Raw genomic sequence first — 15,264 nt, 5'->3', positions numbered from 1 at the left:
GTTTTATTATGTATATCAGTATTATTAATATTTGGCATGACTGCTTGTGGAAAAGATGATAAGCAGGTTCTAAAAGTTTATAACTGGGGAGATTATATAGATAAATCAGTTATAGAAAGTTTTGAAAAAGAATATAATGTAAAAGTAGTTTATGAGGAGTTTGCTACAAATGAAGAGATGTATGCAAAAATTAAGGCAGGTTCCAGTGATTACGACGTTTTAATTCCTTCAGACTATATGATAAAGAAAATGATAGATGAAGACATGCTTCATAAGTTAGATATGAACAATGTTCCAAACTATAAGCTTATACAAGAAAGATTTAAGAACTTAGCTTTTGACTCTAAGAATGAATATTCAGTGCCATATATGTGGGGAACAGTAGGTATTTTATACAATAAAACTATGGTAGATGATCCAGTAGATAGCTGGAAAATACTGTGGAACGAAAAGTATAAAAAGAAAATATTCATGTTAGATAGTATTCGTGATTCCATAGGAATTACTCAAAAGATGCTTGGCTATTCCTTAAATAGTAAAAATGAAAAAGAATTGCAAGATGTAAAAGCGGCCTTAATAAAACAATTACCACTAGTTCTTTCTTATGTAGGGGATGAAGTTAAAGATAAGATGATAGGTGGAGAAGCAGCTCTAGCTGTAGTTTGGTCTGGAGATGCTATGTATATGAAGAGAGAGAATACTGATTTAGAATATGCACTTCCAAAGGAAGGGACAAACATTTGGTATGATTCTATGGTTATACCAAGTAGTAGTAAGAACACAAAACTTGCAGAAGAGTTCATAAATTACATGTGCAGGACAGATATAGCATTAAAAAATGTAGAATTTATAGGATATTCTTCACCACAGGATGAAGTTATAAAGCAGCTTCCTGAAGAGTTAACTTCAGATAAAAGTGCTTATCCTAATATAGAAGATTTAAAAAATAGTGAAGTATTTGAAGACTTATCTTCATCTTTAGAAAATTATGATAAAATTTGGACTGAAGTAAAAGCGAATTATTAAAAATTGCAGAGCAATTTTGGTTAGTTGTTTAGTGTTTTAGATTTTTAGTTTTTAGTTGTGGCGGAAATCCCCCTAGGGGGATTTCTTTATGATGAAGTTCCATAAAGGAATTTTTACATTAACTAAATCACTAAAAAGCTATTAACTAAACAACTGAAAAAATTGCAAAGCAATTTTTTTAATATTATAATTCTTATTAAGGGAGTGGATAAAAAATGATAAACAAAGATAGAGTGATTAACACTTTTTTCGAGTACATAAAAATTGATAGTGAGACTTTAAATGAAGGGGAAATGGCTCAAAAGTTAATTGAGGACATGAGATCTTTAGGAATGGAAGTTTGGACTGATAATGCTGGAGAAAAGATAGGATCCAATGGAAACAATGTATATGGATATTTAAAAGGTGATTTAAACTTAGAACCTCTTTTATTTTCAGCTCACATGGATACAGTAAAGCCAGGAATAAATATTGAACCAGTAATTAAAAATGACACTATATATAGTAGTGGAAATACAATTCTTGGTGGCGACGATAAGTCAGGAATAGTTGGGATTATAGAAGCTTTAAAGGTTATAAAAGAAAAAAATCTATCTCATGGACCTATAGAAGTGGTGTTCACAATTTGTGAAGAGGGAGGGCTTAAAGGATCTAAAAGTTTAGAATACGACAAATTAAAATCCAAGAGGGCTTTTGTATTAGATAGCGGTGGAGATGTAGGAAAGGTCGTTGTGAAGGCTCCAGCTCAAGATAAAATTATAGCAAAAATAAAAGGCAGGTCTGCTCATGCAGGGGTAGCACCTGAAGAGGGAATTAGTGCTATTCAAGTGGCAGCTGAAGCTATTGTAAATATGAAACTTTTAAGAATAGATGAAGAAACTACTGCTAACATTGGAATGATAAAGGGCGGGGTAGCTACAAATATAGTTTGCCCTGAAGTAGAAATTGTTGCGGAAGCTAGAAGTATAAGTAATGAAAAGTTAAAATTACAGACAGCCCACATGGTAGATGCTTTAAACAAAGCTATAGAAAAGTTTGGAGCGGACATTGAATTAGAAGTAACACACAGCTATGATGCGGTTAACATAGAAGAAGGGGATGAAATACTTAAAATTACAAAGGCAGCTTGTGAAAGAGTTGGAGTAGAGTTTGTTACAGCTTCAACTGGTGGTGGAAGTGATGCCAACGTATTAAATGGTAATGGTATTAAAGCGGTGACCTTAGGAACAGGAATGAGTAAGGTTCATACTGTGGAAGAATTTATTACTATAGAGAACTTACTAAATACAGCAAAATTAACATTGGAAATAATGCTTAGAAATTAAATATTAACAAATAGTTAAGGTGTTTACGTAAACATGAAAGATTGTATTATTTATGGTATTATAGTAATAAAAAATTGTTTTCATTTAGGGAGGAAATATTAATGGAACCAGAACCTGACCCTGCGAATATAACTTCGCAATTAATTCTAATAGTCATTTTAACATTGCTTAATGCGTTCTTTGCGTCAGCGGAGATGGCAATAGTATCTTTGAACAAAAATAAGTTAAAACTTCTTGCAGAAGAAGGAAATAAAAAAGCAGAGCTGCTAATAAAACTTATGGAGGAACCCACAAAATTCTTATCCACTATACAAGTAGGAATAACTCTTGCGGGATTCTTTTCTAGTGCTTCTGCAGCTACTGGAATATCGAAGGATTTAGCGCAATATCTAAATAAATTCAATATTCCCTATAGTGGACAAATAGCTTTAGTTGGAGTAACCATAATGCTAGCCTATATAACACTAGTATTTGGAGAATTATTCCCTAAAAGAGTAGCACTACAAAGATCAGAGGCCATAGCAATGTTTTCGGTAAAACCCATATTATATGTATCTAAAATAACTGTGCCCTTTGTAAAATTACTTTCAGCCTCCACTAATATTTTAATTAGACTATTTGGCTTTGATGGAGAAGGACTCGATGAAAAGGTATCAAAAGAGGAAATTAAATCCTTGGTAGAGGCGGGACAAGAGCATGGTGTTATAAATGAAACCGAAAAAGAAATGATAAATAGTATATTTGAGTTTGATGATAAATTGGCAGATGAAGTTATGACACCAAGAACAGAGGTATACTTAATTAATATAGATACCCCTATTAATGAGTTTTTAGATGAATTGTTAGAAGAAAAATATTCAAGAGTACCTGTATTTGAAGGAGATAGCGATAATATTATTGGGATACTTTATATGAAGGATTTCTTTATTGAAGCTAGAAAACGTGGCTTTGAAAATGTAGATATTAGAAGTATACTACGTCCAGCGTATTTTGTTCCGGAAACAAAAAATATTGATGAGCTATTTAAAGAATTACAGGCTTCAAAAAAACATATGGCTGTATTAATAGATGAGTATGGAGGATTCTCAGGAATAGTGTCTATAGAGGATCTTATAGAAGAAGTAATGGGTAATATAGAAGACGAATATGATGACGACGAGCCAGAAATAAAGAAGGTTGATAACAACACCTTTATAGTTAATGGATTACTTGGAATAGACGAACTTAATGACAAGCTCCATATAAATTTATCTTCACAAGAACACGATACAGTTAGTGGTTTTCTAGTAGACTTAATGGGTAGAATCCCTGAAAATGGGGAACAAGATATTATTGAGCATGATAATATAGTCTTTAAAATTGAAGAGGTAAAGGAAAAAAGAATAAATAAATTAAAGATATGTATTCAAAGAGAGGTGTAAACCTCTCTTTTTCTATAATTATTCTAAAACAGAAGTGCAATGAGGACATCTACTAGCTTCTATTGCAATATCTGTACAGCAATAAGGACATTTTTTTGTTGTAGGAGCAGCTGGAACCTCTTCCTTTTTATTAAATCTATTAAATTGACGTATTACAATAAAGATAGAAAAAGCTATGATTAAAAAGTCAATTACATTATTTAAGAAAATTCCATAATTTATGGTTGCAGCTCCTGCAGCTTTAGCTTCTGCCAAGGATTTGTATTCTCCTCCAGTTAAATTTATATACAAATTTGAAAAGTCAATTTTGCCAAGAGCTAGTCCTACAACAGGCATGATTATATCACTTACTAAAGAAGAAACTATCTTACCAAAAGCTCCCCCAATAACAACCCCCACAGCTAAGTCAATTACATTGCCTTTCATGGCAAACTTCTTAAAATCTTTTAACATAATAAAACCTCTTTTCTAGTTTTTTTACATTATAACACAAAAACTGCACTAGTTCATAACTATTATTATAAAATAGTATATGTTATAATAACTGTAAATTTTAGGAGGAAGAAGGTCTGTGCAATGATAGAACTTAATTCTAAGTTAGCTCAAACAATCGTAGAAAAGATGATGACGGTTATACCTTATAATATAAACATAATGAATAGTGAAGGAGTTATAATAGGAAGCGGAAGTAAGGATAGAATAAACACCATTCATGAAGGGGCTTTGCGTGCTATAAAAGAAGAAAGAATGATTGAAATAACTAAAGATGAGGAATATGTAAAAAAGGGTGTAAATATGCCTATCACCTATGAAGGAATAATTATGGGAGTTATAGGTATAAGTGGGGAACCTAGTATTGTAAAACCTTTTGGAGAATTAGTTAGAACTACAGCGGAACTATTAATAGCACAAGAAAATGTAGCTAGTATTGAGAGAATAAAGGAAAAGGAAAGAGAAGAATATATGTTCAAATGGACATATAGTTCTAATGACTACACTAAAGAATTCATAGAAAAGGGTAAAGTATTTAATATAGATATTTTAATTAAAAGAAGAGCGGTATTAATTGTTAAGAAAAAGGGTATAGTTAGTAATGATATATTTATAAAAAATCTTTCAATTAATGAATATCATATAAATTTAGAAGAAGAAAGACTTCTACTTTTTATAAAGGAGGAAAGATTGACTAAGTACTTTAATAAGCTTATGGAAGATGTAGATTTAAATGAATATTATATAGGTGTAAGTGAAGAAAACTTTAATATGGGGAAAGCCTTTTCTCAAAGTATAAATGCTATAGAATCTGCAGTGAAATTAAAACTTAGTAACAACATAATTTATTATGAGACTATAAGTTATATATTTGCTATTTTAGAATGTAAAGCTCCAGAAAATATGCTAACGCTAGGGAAAAGATTTTATGAGGAAGGAATGGATGGAGAATTAATAAAAACCTTCACAGCTTATATAGAATTTAGTGGAGAAATGAATAGAGTGGCTAAATACTTAAACATTCATAGAAATACCCTAAACTATAGGATTGAAAAAATAAAAAATATAACAGGAAAAGACATAAAAAATTATTTTGATTTAATTTATTTGTATTTGTCATATTTTCTTTATTCTATGAAGATGGAATGTGCAAATGAACAATAAGTAGCCTAAAAGTTTATATATAATAACGATGAAATTTTCCTCTCAAACGTTTACAATATTAAATAAATACAAAAGAAAAAAGATTGGAGGAATATATTATGCAGATAACTGCTTTAGGAGCAATAATTGGACTTATCGTAGCTATAGTATTAATAATTAAAAAGGTTCATCCAGCCTATGGATTAATGTTAGGTGCAGTGATTGGTGGTATTACTGGGGGAGCATCAGTTGCTAAAACTGTTGGTTTTATGATTGGTGGAACTCAGGGCATGGTTACAGCTATACTAAGAATATTGGCAGCAGGTGTTTTGGCTGGGGTGTTAATTGAATCTGGTGCAGCAGCAAAAATAGCAGAATCAATAGTAGATAAAATAGGAGAAGCTAATTCTCTTATAGCATTAGCTATAGCCACCATGGTTTTAACTAGTGTTGGAGTATTTATAGACGTAGCTGTTATTACTGTATCTTCAATAGCACTGGAGATAGCTTATAAGGGCAACTTATCAAAAACTTCTATATTGATTGCAATGATAGGTGGAGGTAAAGCAGGAAACTTAATGTCACCAAATCCAAATGCCATTGCAGCTTCCGATGCTTTTAAGCTTCCATTAACCTCTGTTATGACAGCAGGTATTATTCCAGGCCTTATTGGCCTTATTGTTACTTCAATAATAGCTAAAAAGCTTATAACTAAAGGGCCTAAGGTTACAAAAGATGAAGTGCTTGTAAATAAAGAAGAAAGACCTAGTTTCTTTGGAGCGGTGGTTGGTCCTGTAGTGGCAATATTGATTTTATCTTTAAGACCAATTGCAAGTATCAATATTGATCCAATGATAGCATTGCCAGTGGGTGGAATTGTAGGAGCTTTGGTTATGGGAAAGATTAAGAATTTAAATTCCTATATGCAATCTGGATTAGCTAAAATGAGCGGTGTTGCAATATTATTAATTGGAACAGGTGCTATATCAGGTATAATTGCAAATTCAACTTTAAAAGATGTAATAGTAAATAGTTTAGGTTCATCAGGGTTACCAGCCTTTGTTCTGGCTCCTATAGCAGGGATTTTAATGTCTGGTGCAACAGCATCCACTACATCAGGAACTGCTGTTGGAAGTCAGGTGTTTGGTCCTACTTTATTAGAATTAGGAGTAAGTAATTTGAGTGCAGCAGCAATGATTCATTCAGGAGCTACAGTACTAGATCATTTACCACACGGAAGCTTCTTCCATGCTACAGGAGGAAGTGTAAACATGGATATGAAGAATAGAATGAAATTAATTCCTTATGAAACACTTATAGGACTTGTGATGACAATAGTTTCAGCAATAATATTTGGAGTAATTAAGTTCTAAACCTAAAGAGAGGTGAAAATATATGAAGTTTATTATAGCCCCAGATTCCTTTAAAGAAAGCATGACAGCAAAAGAAGCAGGGGAAGCCATTAAAAGAGGATTACAAAAGATATTTAAAGATGATGAATATGAAGTTGTTCCCATGGGAGATGGAGGAGAAGGTACCCTTCAATCCTTAGTAGATGCTACAAGGGGAAAGCTAGAATATTTAGATGCAGTAGGTCCTTTAGGAGAAAAAATTAAAGGACACTATGGAATATCGGGAGATGAAGAAAGTGCTTTTATAGAAATGGCAGTGGTTAGCGGTTTGGAGCTAGTACCTAGAGAAAAGAGAAATCCACTAATAACTACCACCTATGGTACGGGACAGTTGATAAAAGCTGCCTTAGATAAGGGCGTAAAAAAAATACTAGTTTGTATAGGTGGAAGTGCTACTAATGATGGAGGAGCGGGAATGCTTCAAGCACTAGGGGCTAAATTATTAGATATTAATGGAGAAGAAATAGGCTATGGTGGTGGAGAACTTCATAAGATAAGTAAAATAGATATATCTAAGTTAGATAAAAGAATAAAAGACATATCTATAGAGGTAGCCTGCGATGTAAATAATCCTTTACTAGGTGACAGAGGAGCTTCAAGAATATTTGGTCCTCAAAAGGGAGCAGATAAAGAAACTGTAGAGATACTTGAAAAAAACATGACTCATTATTCAGAGATTATAGAAAAGCAATTAGGTATAAGGGTTGATGGAATACCAGGGGGAGGAGCTGCAGGAGGAATTGGAGCAGCACTTATGGCCTTTTTAAAGGGTAAGTTATCCCCAGGAATAGAGCTAGTTGTGAAGTACACAGACCTAGAAAATAAAGTTAAGAATGCAGACTTAGTTATTACGGGAGAAGGAAGCATTGACAGTCAAACCAATTTTGGAAAAACTCCAATTGGAGTAGCTAAAGTAGGGAAAAAATATGGTGTTCCTGTCATAGCTTTTGCAGGAAGAATTGGTGATGGAATAGAGACTCTATATGAAAATGGTATAGATTCTGTAATAGGAATTTTAAGGGAAGCTTCCACCATAGAAAAGGCGCTAGAGCAGGGAGAGAAAAATTTAGAGGCTGCTGCAGAAAACGTAGGAAGAATAATTAGAACAATTAAAAATTAATGATTAAGGGAGTTTAGTTTGACTAAGCTCTCTTTTTTATCTGTAGAAATAATTTACCTATTCTTTACCTTTTTTAATTTGTATATATAGTGATAAATTGCTATAATATTCGTAGATATAGTAAGGAAGAATTTGGGGGGGAATACATGTTGTTTAAATCAAAGAAAGCGCCTTGTTATGAAGCAGAACAAATTATGGAATATGTTGAAAATAGAATGCAGGGTAAAATAATTAAAAAGCCCAATGTAGCATATGGTATACACATTAGAATGGCAGATAATTTCGATAAGCTTTTTGCTAGCGAAGAGAATATGGGGGAATCTGCAAAAAAAATTCTTGATATAGGGGCCTCCATAAGTAGTTTTGACATGGAGATGAAGCATATATCAGATATGCTAATTGATTTTGCTGAGGATATGTCAGAGGTTAGCCAATCAAACTTAGCTATAGTTGAAGAAACTACAGCTTCCATGAACGGGGTTAATGAAACTACAGCAACTGCTACAAGAACTCTTAACAGCGTAGCGGATGCATCGCAGAATCTTGTGCAAAGTAATGTAGAAGGTCTTACTCAAATGGAAGAAATCGGAGAAATAAAAGAAAATGTAGTTAGCAACGCAAATGTAATGAGTAGCAAAATAGATTATTTAGTGGAAATGGCAAACAAAGTTAGCGATATTGTAAAAACTGTAGAAGCTATAGCAGGCAAGACTAATTTATTGGCTCTTAATGCATCAATTGAAGCTGCAAGAGCAGGAGAGCATGGAAGAGGATTTGCTGTAGTAGCAGAAGAGATAAGAAAACTTGCTGATGATACAAAGGTTAACCTTGAAGGGATGAAATCCATAATGGGAAATATTCATGAAGCTGCAGCGGATGGAAAAAGCAGTATGGATAAAACCATATCAGAAACAGGAAAAATGAGTGAAAAAATCGATAGGGTTAAAGTTACAATACAAAAAAATGTTGAATTATTAGATTCTACGGTTAAGGATATCCAAATATTAAATGATTCTATGAAGGGCATTAGTGTTTCGGTAGATGAAATAAATAGAGCTATGGAAATGTCTAGTACAGATGCAGAAAAACTTAGTCATATGACAGAGGAAATACATAGAAGTGCAGTAAAGAGCTCGGATCAAGCTAGTAAAATTTCTCAAATAGATAGAGAACTTTCTGAAATAGTTAAAGGTATGTTAGCACACCTGCAAAACAGTTCAAATTCTATAACTAACAAGGAATTTATTAATTATATAGAAAAAGCATTTAAAGCACATAAAAATTGGCTAGAAAACTTAAAAAGAGCTATAGATGAAATGAAAATATACCCTCTTCAATTAGATGGGACAAAGTGCGCCTTTGGTCACTTTTATTATGCCATAAACGTAACTCATCCAAAACTATTGACTAATTGGAAAGCCATTGATAAAACTCATATGGATTTTCATGGATTAGGTCATAAAGCAATGGAGGCTATTAAAAGTAAAAATTCTGATGGAGCTAATAATTTTTACAGAGAAGCAGAAGAACTATCGAATAAAATATTTAAATATTTAGAGCAAATTTTAACAGATGCTAAAGCATTAGAAGCTTCAGGAGAAAAAATATTCGGAGTAAATAACTATAATTGCGATGAAGATTGTGGTCATTGCGGGGCTTGTTAAAAGAATAAAAAGGATAAACGTCATAGAAAAATACTATGACGTTTATTTTTTTGCTCCCGTTGACAAAAAACATGGGTGATGATAAAATAAATCTGAACAAAATATCATAAAATATAATTATAGTTCGTTATATGACGAATTATAATTTAGAAATACAATAAAAATTAAAGGGAGAATAAAGATGAATAAAAAAAGTTATTATTATATTTTAACTGTTCCTGGTTTGATGTTGATTATATTTTTTCTTATAACTCCTCTTATAAGCACTGTAATCCCAACTTTTTTAGGAAAGAAGGGAATAGATTTTAGTCAATATATTGCCTTCTTTAATGATGAGTATTTCATGCAAATCTTTAGTAGAACTTTGAGAATTTCATTAATTACTTCTTTCGCATGTATGGTTTTCGGGGTGCCCGTAGCTTATTTTATATCAAGAAGTCCTAAAAAACTAAGAGGACTACTTATTGCCTGTAGCGTATTTCCACTGCTAACAAATTCTGTAGTTAGAGCCTTTGCTTGGATGAATATTCTAGGTAAAAACGGAATAATAAATAAAATACTTTTAGGGCTTAATATTATAAATCAGCCTTATAAACTTCTATATACAGAACTAGCAGTTATAATAGGAACGGTTTATTTATTTCTTCCACTTATGATTGTATCTTTAGTTGGAGTAATGGAAAATATAGAAATGGATTTATTGGAAGCAGCAGAAAGTTTAGGAGCTAGTAAAATCACTGCCTTCTTTAAAGTAGTATTTCCTTTAAGTATACCGGGACTTATAGTAGGGACTGTACTGGTTTTTACAGGAGCATTAACAGCCTATACAACCCCTCAACTCTTAGGGGGAAACTCCAACATGGTTTTATCTACTTTAATTTACCAGAGGACCATGAGTTTAAGCGATTGGAATGGAGCAGCAGTGGTAGCCACTGTTATGATAGTTACTACACTTTTAGTTATAAGCCTTATAAATAAACTTGCAGCAAAGCTCAATGAGAGAGGTGTTTAAGTTGAAGAATAATAAATTTTTATCATTCCTTTGTATATTAGTTTATGCATTTTTGTTTCTTCCGTTGATTATAATAGCTGTTACTGCTTTTGGCGGAGAAAGCTATATAGCTTTTCCCCCTAAAAGCTTTAGTGTTAAATGGTTTTTAAATATATTTAATTCTGAAACCTTTATGAAAACTTTAGGTACAAGTCTTAAAGTATCTTTCACAGCTACAATAATTGCTTTAGTACTTGGAGTTCCAGCAGCCTATTCCCTAAGTAGATTTGAATTTAAAGGTAAAGGGATATTAAAAAACTTCTTCTTTTCCCCAGTTATTATCCCTGGAATCGTAGTAGGATTTTCATTATTTCAATTTATAATCATAAAACTTAGATTACCCATTATGGCTAGCTTGCTTATTGGACACACTATAGTGATTATACCTTACATTATAAGGGTTATAGGTTCTAGCTTAGAAGGTTTTGATTATGCCATAGAAGAAGCGGCTATGAGCCTTGGTGCAAGTAAGATTGAAACTTTTTTTAAGGTAGTTTTTCCAAATATAACTTCTGGAGTAATAGCAGCTTTTATGTTAGCTTTTATAAACTCCTTCAATGACGTACCAGTTTCAATATTTTTAACGGGACCAGGGGTAAGTACACTTCCTATTAGCATGATGAGTTATGTAGAGTACAACTATGATCCAACGGTATCAGCGCTTTCAGTATTGCTTATGATAATGACCATTGTAGTTATGTATGTGGTAGAAAAAACTTTAGGGTTAAGCTATTTTTCCAAGTAAAATGTGGAGGTAAACTATGGATTTAATAAATTTAAAAGATATATCAGTTTCCTATGATGGAAAAAACAATATTTTAGAAAACTTTAATTTGAAAGTAGAAAAGGGACAGTTAGTATCTCTTCTTGGCCCAAGTGGATGTGGGAAAACCACTACCTTAAGATTAGTTGCAGGTTTTATAGAACCTACAAAGGGACAGTTTATTTTTAATGAAAAAGATTATAACAAGATTCCAGTCCATAAAAGAAACTTTGGTTTGGTTTTTCAAAGTTATGCTCTTTTCCCACACTTAACTGTATTTGATAACATAGCTTTTGGACTAAAAATGAGAAAAATTGATAAAACTAACGTAACTAAGCTAGTAGAGGAAATATTAGAGTTAGTGGACATGAAAAGTTTTGCTAAAAGGTATCCAAAGGAATTATCTGGAGGACAAAGACAAAGGGTTGCTATTGGTAGAGCTTTAGTAATAAATCCGGATTTATTATTACTAGATGAACCTCTAAGCAATTTGGATGCAAAGCTAAGACTGAAAATGAGAGTGGAAATAAGAAAACTTCAACAAAAGCTTGGTATAACTACTCTATTTGTTACTCATGACCAAGAGGAATGTTTCTCCATATCAGATAAGGTAGCGGTTATGAATAAAGGAATAATAGAGCAATATGATAGTCCAGAAAATATTTATTCAAATCCAGCTACGGAGTTTGTAGCTAGATTTGTAGGCTTTGAGAACTTTATTCCATTAAACTCTTTAGGAGAGAACTTATTTGAAGGAAAAGGTAGTAGTAAATTTAAAATAGATAGCTCAATGAAAGAACGTGAAAATCTGTTAGGAACAATTAGACCTGATGATATTCAAATATTAAAAGAAACTATAGAAGATGAAGAAAATATATTAGATGGCTTGGTAGAGATTAGAACCTACTTAGGAAAATCTTATCAATATAATGTAAAGACAGAAGTAGGAACTTTAGTGGTGAATGGACTAAATGATGCAGTTTATAAACAGGGAGATAAAGTGAGACTTTATCTGCCATCAAGTAAAATAATTTTAGTATAAACGAGGAGGAAAAATTATGAAAAGAAGATTGATTTCATTGACACTAGCATTGACAACAGTACTTACATTTACAGCATGTGGTTCTAAGGAAAAGGTACAAGAAGGAAATAAAGAGCCTAGAAAGCTAGTTATATCCACTTGGGGATTAAACGAAGATTTATTACAACAAAATGTATTTAAGCCTTTTGAAGAAAAGAATAACGTAAAAATTGTATTAGAAGTGGGAAATAACTCAGAAAGATTGACTAAGCTTAAAAATAATCCAAATTCAGAAATAGATTTAATGTATCTAGCAGAAGCATTTTCAGATCAAGGAGCTACAGATGGTATTTTTGAAAAAATAGATTTATCGAAGGTTCCTAATGCAGCAAAATTAACTCCAAAAGCTAAGGAATTAGCTGAACAAGGTTATAATGTGCCTTACACTTTAAATAGAATTGCTATAGCGTACAATCCAGCTAAAACTGGCTTTGAAATTAAGTCATGGAAGGATTTATGGAAGCCAGAATTAAAAGGGAAAATTGCTATTCCAGACATAACAACAACCTTTGGCCCTTCTATGGTTTTTGCAGCGGCTACAAAGGCTGGAGCTACAAAGGACAACATGGATGCTGCCTTTAAAGCTTTAGAAGAATTAAAACCGAATGTAGTAAAAACTTATAGCAAATCTTCAGATTTAACTAATATGTTTGCTAGTGGTGAAATAGTTGCAGCAGCTACAGCAGATTTCGTTTTTGGAAACATTAGTAAAGCTAGCCCAGAGGTAAAATATATAAATCCAGAAGAAGGAGCTTTCTTAAACTTCAACACTATAAGTATAAGCAAAAATTCAAAAAATAAAGATTTAGCTTTAGAATTTATAAACTATGCTTTAAGTGAAGAAGTTCAAACCAGAACTGCAAAGGCTCTAGGAGAATCACCAGTTAACGTAGATGTTAAACTTACAGCAGAAGAAAGCAAAAACTTAACCTATGGAGAAACTGTGGGAAAATCAAGTGCCTTAGATTATAAATTTGTTAATCCACTTATGAAAGATTGGATAGACAAGTGGAATAGAATACTAAATCAATAATTTTAAAGGAGAGTATCATGGAAGTAAATTTACTCATAAAAAACGTAAATGTTTTTAATTGTTACTTAAAAAGATTCATAAAAGAAAATGTAGCAGTACTTGAAGACAAGTTCCTTTATGTAGGGGGAAATGCTCACGATATGCGCGAACTGTCCCCAAAAGAAGTCATAGATGGAGAAGGGAAATTCCTAATTCCAGGGCTTATTGACATTCACATGCACATTGAAAGTTCCATGACTACTCCATTTCAATTTTCACAGGCAGTTATTCCTCATGGGGTCACCACTGTAGTGGCAGACCCCCATGAGATTGCTAACGTACTTGGAATGGAGGGAATAAAAGCTTTTATAGAAGATTCGAAGAATACGATAATAGATATATTTTATGGAATACCAAGCTCAGTACCATCTACTTCAGCTACTCTTGAAACTACAGGAGGAAGGATAAAGGAAGAGGAGGTATATGAGCTTTTACATTATAATGAAGTAAAATGTCTTGGAGAGGTTATGAATTTTGTAGACCTTATTGGAGATGAAAATTCAACTATAAATAAAATAATATCCTTGGTTAAGGAAAAGAGACCAGAGCTATTAATTGAGGGACATTGCCCTAAAATAGAAGGATTAAATTTAGCTAAATATATTTATAAAGGGGTAGATGGAGACCACACTCAACAAAGTCCAAAATCCTTAGAAGAAAAAATTAAAAACGGTATGTTTATAGAAATTCAAGAAAAATCTATGAGTGAAGAAAATATAAAATATCTGATGGATAATAATTTATATGAACACTTCGCTTTAGTTACAGATGATGTAATGGCAGATAAAATAATTGATGGTCACTTAAACAGGCTAGTAAAGAATGCTATTATAAGGGGTCTGTCCCCAGAGATGGCTATATATACATCTACTTTTACACCAGCTAGAAGGATGGGGCTAAAGGACAGAGGAGCTATTGCGCCGGGAAAAATTGCAGATTTTATCTTGTTAAATAATTTAGAGGAATTTAAAGTAGAAAAAGTATATAAGAATGGGAAACTAACTTATAATGGAAAATTACATTTAAAAGAGAATATAAATTTTTATCCAGAAAAATTTTATAATACTGTATGTTTAGAGAAGCTAAAAAAAGAGGACTTTGATATAAAAACTCCAATAAAACAAGGAGATATAAAATGCAGAGTCATAGAGGTTAAAGATGGATCAACCTTTACAGAAGAAAAAGAAGAAACTTTAAAAGTAAGGGATGGAAAGCTTTTATGGGAAGGGTTTCCTTATTGCCTAATTGGTGTATTTGAAAGGTACGGAAAAAATGGCAATAGGACCTTTGGATTAGTAAAGGGAGACATTATAAAAGAGGGGGCTGTGGCTACCACTTGGGCCCATGACCATCATAATCTTATGGTAATGGGAAAAAATTTAGAAGACATGATAGTAGCGGCAAATTGGGTTATAGAAAACTCAGGTGGTTATTCTACAGCTAAAAACGGAGAAGTATTATCTGGAGTAGAACTGAAAATCGGAGGAATAGTTTCTGACGAAAGAATAGATATTTTAGGGGGAAAACTAAAAAAGCTTAGAGAGGCTCTAAGAGAACTAGGCTATAATCACCACAATGAAATAATGTCCTTTAGTACCCTTTCTCTACCTGTAAGTCCAAGTATAAAAATTACAGACAAAGGACTTATAAGAGTAAAAACTGGAGAAATTCTATCTTTGTTCACGGAATAAATG

At 32.5% G+C, this 15,264-nt stretch carries 13 protein-coding genes; 12 read left to right on the top strand and 1 reads right to left on the bottom strand.

Features of this window, described 5'->3' with window-relative positions; translation table 11 throughout:
• Positions 1-36 precede the first annotated feature (36 nt).
• The 3 genes from ABDZ69_RS12630 (at position 37) to ABDZ69_RS12620 (ending at position 3,772) form a co-directional block, all read left to right on the top strand.
• On the top strand, positions 37-1,026 hold the full coding sequence (locus ABDZ69_RS12630) for an ABC transporter substrate-binding protein (protein ID WP_343770663.1): 990 nt from the start codon (positions 37-39) through the stop codon (positions 1,024-1,026).
• Between the two features lie 215 nt (positions 1,027-1,241).
• On the top strand, positions 1,242-2,351 hold the full coding sequence (locus tag ABDZ69_RS12625; RefSeq protein ID WP_343770153.1) for a M20/M25/M40 family metallo-hydrolase: 1,110 nt from the start codon (positions 1,242-1,244) through the stop codon (positions 2,349-2,351).
• Positions 2,352-2,452: 101 nt separating this feature from the next.
• Positions 2,453-3,772 carry a hemolysin family protein gene (locus ABDZ69_RS12620; protein WP_343770151.1) on the top strand — a complete coding sequence of 440 codons (1,320 nt, stop codon included), beginning with the start codon at positions 2,453-2,455 and terminating at the stop codon, positions 3,770-3,772.
• Between the two features lie 18 nt (positions 3,773-3,790).
• Here the strand turns inward: ABDZ69_RS12620 and mscL are convergent, their stop codons facing one another.
• Entirely contained in the window at positions 3,791-4,225 is a 435-nt protein-coding gene (gene mscL, locus ABDZ69_RS12615; protein ID WP_343770149.1) for a large conductance mechanosensitive channel protein MscL, read from the bottom strand.
• A 123-nt stretch (positions 4,226-4,348) separates the two neighbouring features.
• On the opposite strand from mscL, the gene ABDZ69_RS12610 reads away from it, so the two are divergent.
• The 9 genes from ABDZ69_RS12610 to ABDZ69_RS12570 all read left to right on the top strand — a co-directional run bounded on the left by ABDZ69_RS12610 (position 4,349) and on the right by ABDZ69_RS12570 (position 15,261).
• Positions 4,349-5,428 carry a CdaR family transcriptional regulator gene (locus ABDZ69_RS12610; protein ID WP_343770148.1) on the top strand — a complete coding sequence of 360 codons (1,080 nt, stop codon included), beginning with the start codon at positions 4,349-4,351 and terminating at the stop codon, positions 5,426-5,428.
• A gap of 98 nt (positions 5,429-5,526) precedes the next feature.
• Positions 5,527-6,780, top strand: a complete 1,254-nt coding sequence (locus ABDZ69_RS12605) for a GntP family permease (RefSeq protein WP_343770147.1) — start codon at positions 5,527-5,529, stop codon at positions 6,778-6,780.
• Between the two features lie 22 nt (positions 6,781-6,802).
• A complete protein-coding gene (locus ABDZ69_RS12600; RefSeq protein WP_343770145.1) occupies positions 6,803-7,939 on the top strand; it encodes a glycerate kinase family protein in 1,137 nt (378 codons plus the stop codon).
• Positions 7,940-8,085: 146 nt separating this feature from the next.
• On the top strand, positions 8,086-9,603 hold the full coding sequence (locus ABDZ69_RS12595) for a methyl-accepting chemotaxis protein (protein WP_343770144.1): 1,518 nt from the start codon (positions 8,086-8,088) through the stop codon (positions 9,601-9,603).
• Between the two features lie 181 nt (positions 9,604-9,784).
• Positions 9,785-10,615, top strand: a complete 831-nt coding sequence (locus ABDZ69_RS12590; RefSeq protein ID WP_343770143.1) for an ABC transporter permease — start codon at positions 9,785-9,787, stop codon at positions 10,613-10,615.
• A gap of 1 nt (position 10,616) precedes the next feature.
• Positions 10,617-11,399, top strand: a complete 783-nt coding sequence (locus ABDZ69_RS12585; RefSeq protein ID WP_343770141.1) for an ABC transporter permease — start codon at positions 10,617-10,619, stop codon at positions 11,397-11,399.
• A gap of 16 nt (positions 11,400-11,415) precedes the next feature.
• Positions 11,416-12,459 (top strand): ABC transporter ATP-binding protein, encoded by a 1,044-nt coding sequence (locus ABDZ69_RS12580; protein ID WP_343770139.1) that lies wholly within the window; start codon positions 11,416-11,418, stop codon positions 12,457-12,459.
• Between the two features lie 16 nt (positions 12,460-12,475).
• A complete protein-coding gene (locus tag ABDZ69_RS12575) occupies positions 12,476-13,531 on the top strand; it encodes an ABC transporter substrate-binding protein (protein WP_343770138.1) in 1,056 nt (351 codons plus the stop codon).
• 17 nt (positions 13,532-13,548) lie between these two features.
• Positions 13,549-15,261, top strand: coding sequence for an adenine deaminase (locus ABDZ69_RS12570; protein WP_343770136.1), 1,713 nt, complete (start codon positions 13,549-13,551; stop codon positions 15,259-15,261).
• Positions 15,262-15,264: the final 3 nt, after the last annotated feature.

It is taken from the genome of Clostridium malenominatum, assembly GCF_039521365.1.
Lineage (GTDB): Bacteria > Bacillota > Clostridia > Clostridiales > Clostridiaceae > Clostridium_AW > Clostridium_AW malenominatum.
The sequence above is the reverse complement of the archived record's forward strand: the minus strand, read 5'-3'. Positions and strand labels throughout refer to the sequence as shown.

Bases quoted from the DNA above. Each gene is read 5' to 3' on its own strand.
- ABDZ69_RS12630 (WP_343770663.1), top strand. From the start codon at position 37: ATGACTGCTTGTGGAAAAGATGATAAGCAGGTTCTAAAAGTTTATAAC.
- ABDZ69_RS12625 (WP_343770153.1), top strand. From the start codon at position 1,242: ATGATAAACAAAGATAGAGTGATTAACACTTTTTTCGAGTACATAAAA.
- ABDZ69_RS12620 (WP_343770151.1), top strand. From the start codon at position 2,453: ATGGAACCAGAACCTGACCCTGCGAATATAACTTCGCAATTAATTCTA.
- mscL (WP_343770149.1), bottom strand. From the start codon at position 4,225: ATGTTAAAAGATTTTAAGAAGTTTGCCATGAAAGGCAATGTAATTGAC.
- ABDZ69_RS12610 (WP_343770148.1), top strand. From the start codon at position 4,349: ATGATAGAACTTAATTCTAAGTTAGCTCAAACAATCGTAGAAAAGATG.
- ABDZ69_RS12605 (WP_343770147.1), top strand. From the start codon at position 5,527: ATGCAGATAACTGCTTTAGGAGCAATAATTGGACTTATCGTAGCTATA.
- ABDZ69_RS12600 (WP_343770145.1), top strand. From the start codon at position 6,803: ATGAAGTTTATTATAGCCCCAGATTCCTTTAAAGAAAGCATGACAGCA.
- ABDZ69_RS12595 (WP_343770144.1), top strand. From the start codon at position 8,086: ATGTTGTTTAAATCAAAGAAAGCGCCTTGTTATGAAGCAGAACAAATT.
- ABDZ69_RS12590 (WP_343770143.1), top strand. From the start codon at position 9,785: ATGAATAAAAAAAGTTATTATTATATTTTAACTGTTCCTGGTTTGATG.
- ABDZ69_RS12580 (WP_343770139.1), top strand. From the start codon at position 11,416: ATGGATTTAATAAATTTAAAAGATATATCAGTTTCCTATGATGGAAAA.
- ABDZ69_RS12575 (WP_343770138.1), top strand. From the start codon at position 12,476: ATGAAAAGAAGATTGATTTCATTGACACTAGCATTGACAACAGTACTT.
- ABDZ69_RS12570 (WP_343770136.1), top strand. From the start codon at position 13,549: ATGGAAGTAAATTTACTCATAAAAAACGTAAATGTTTTTAATTGTTAC.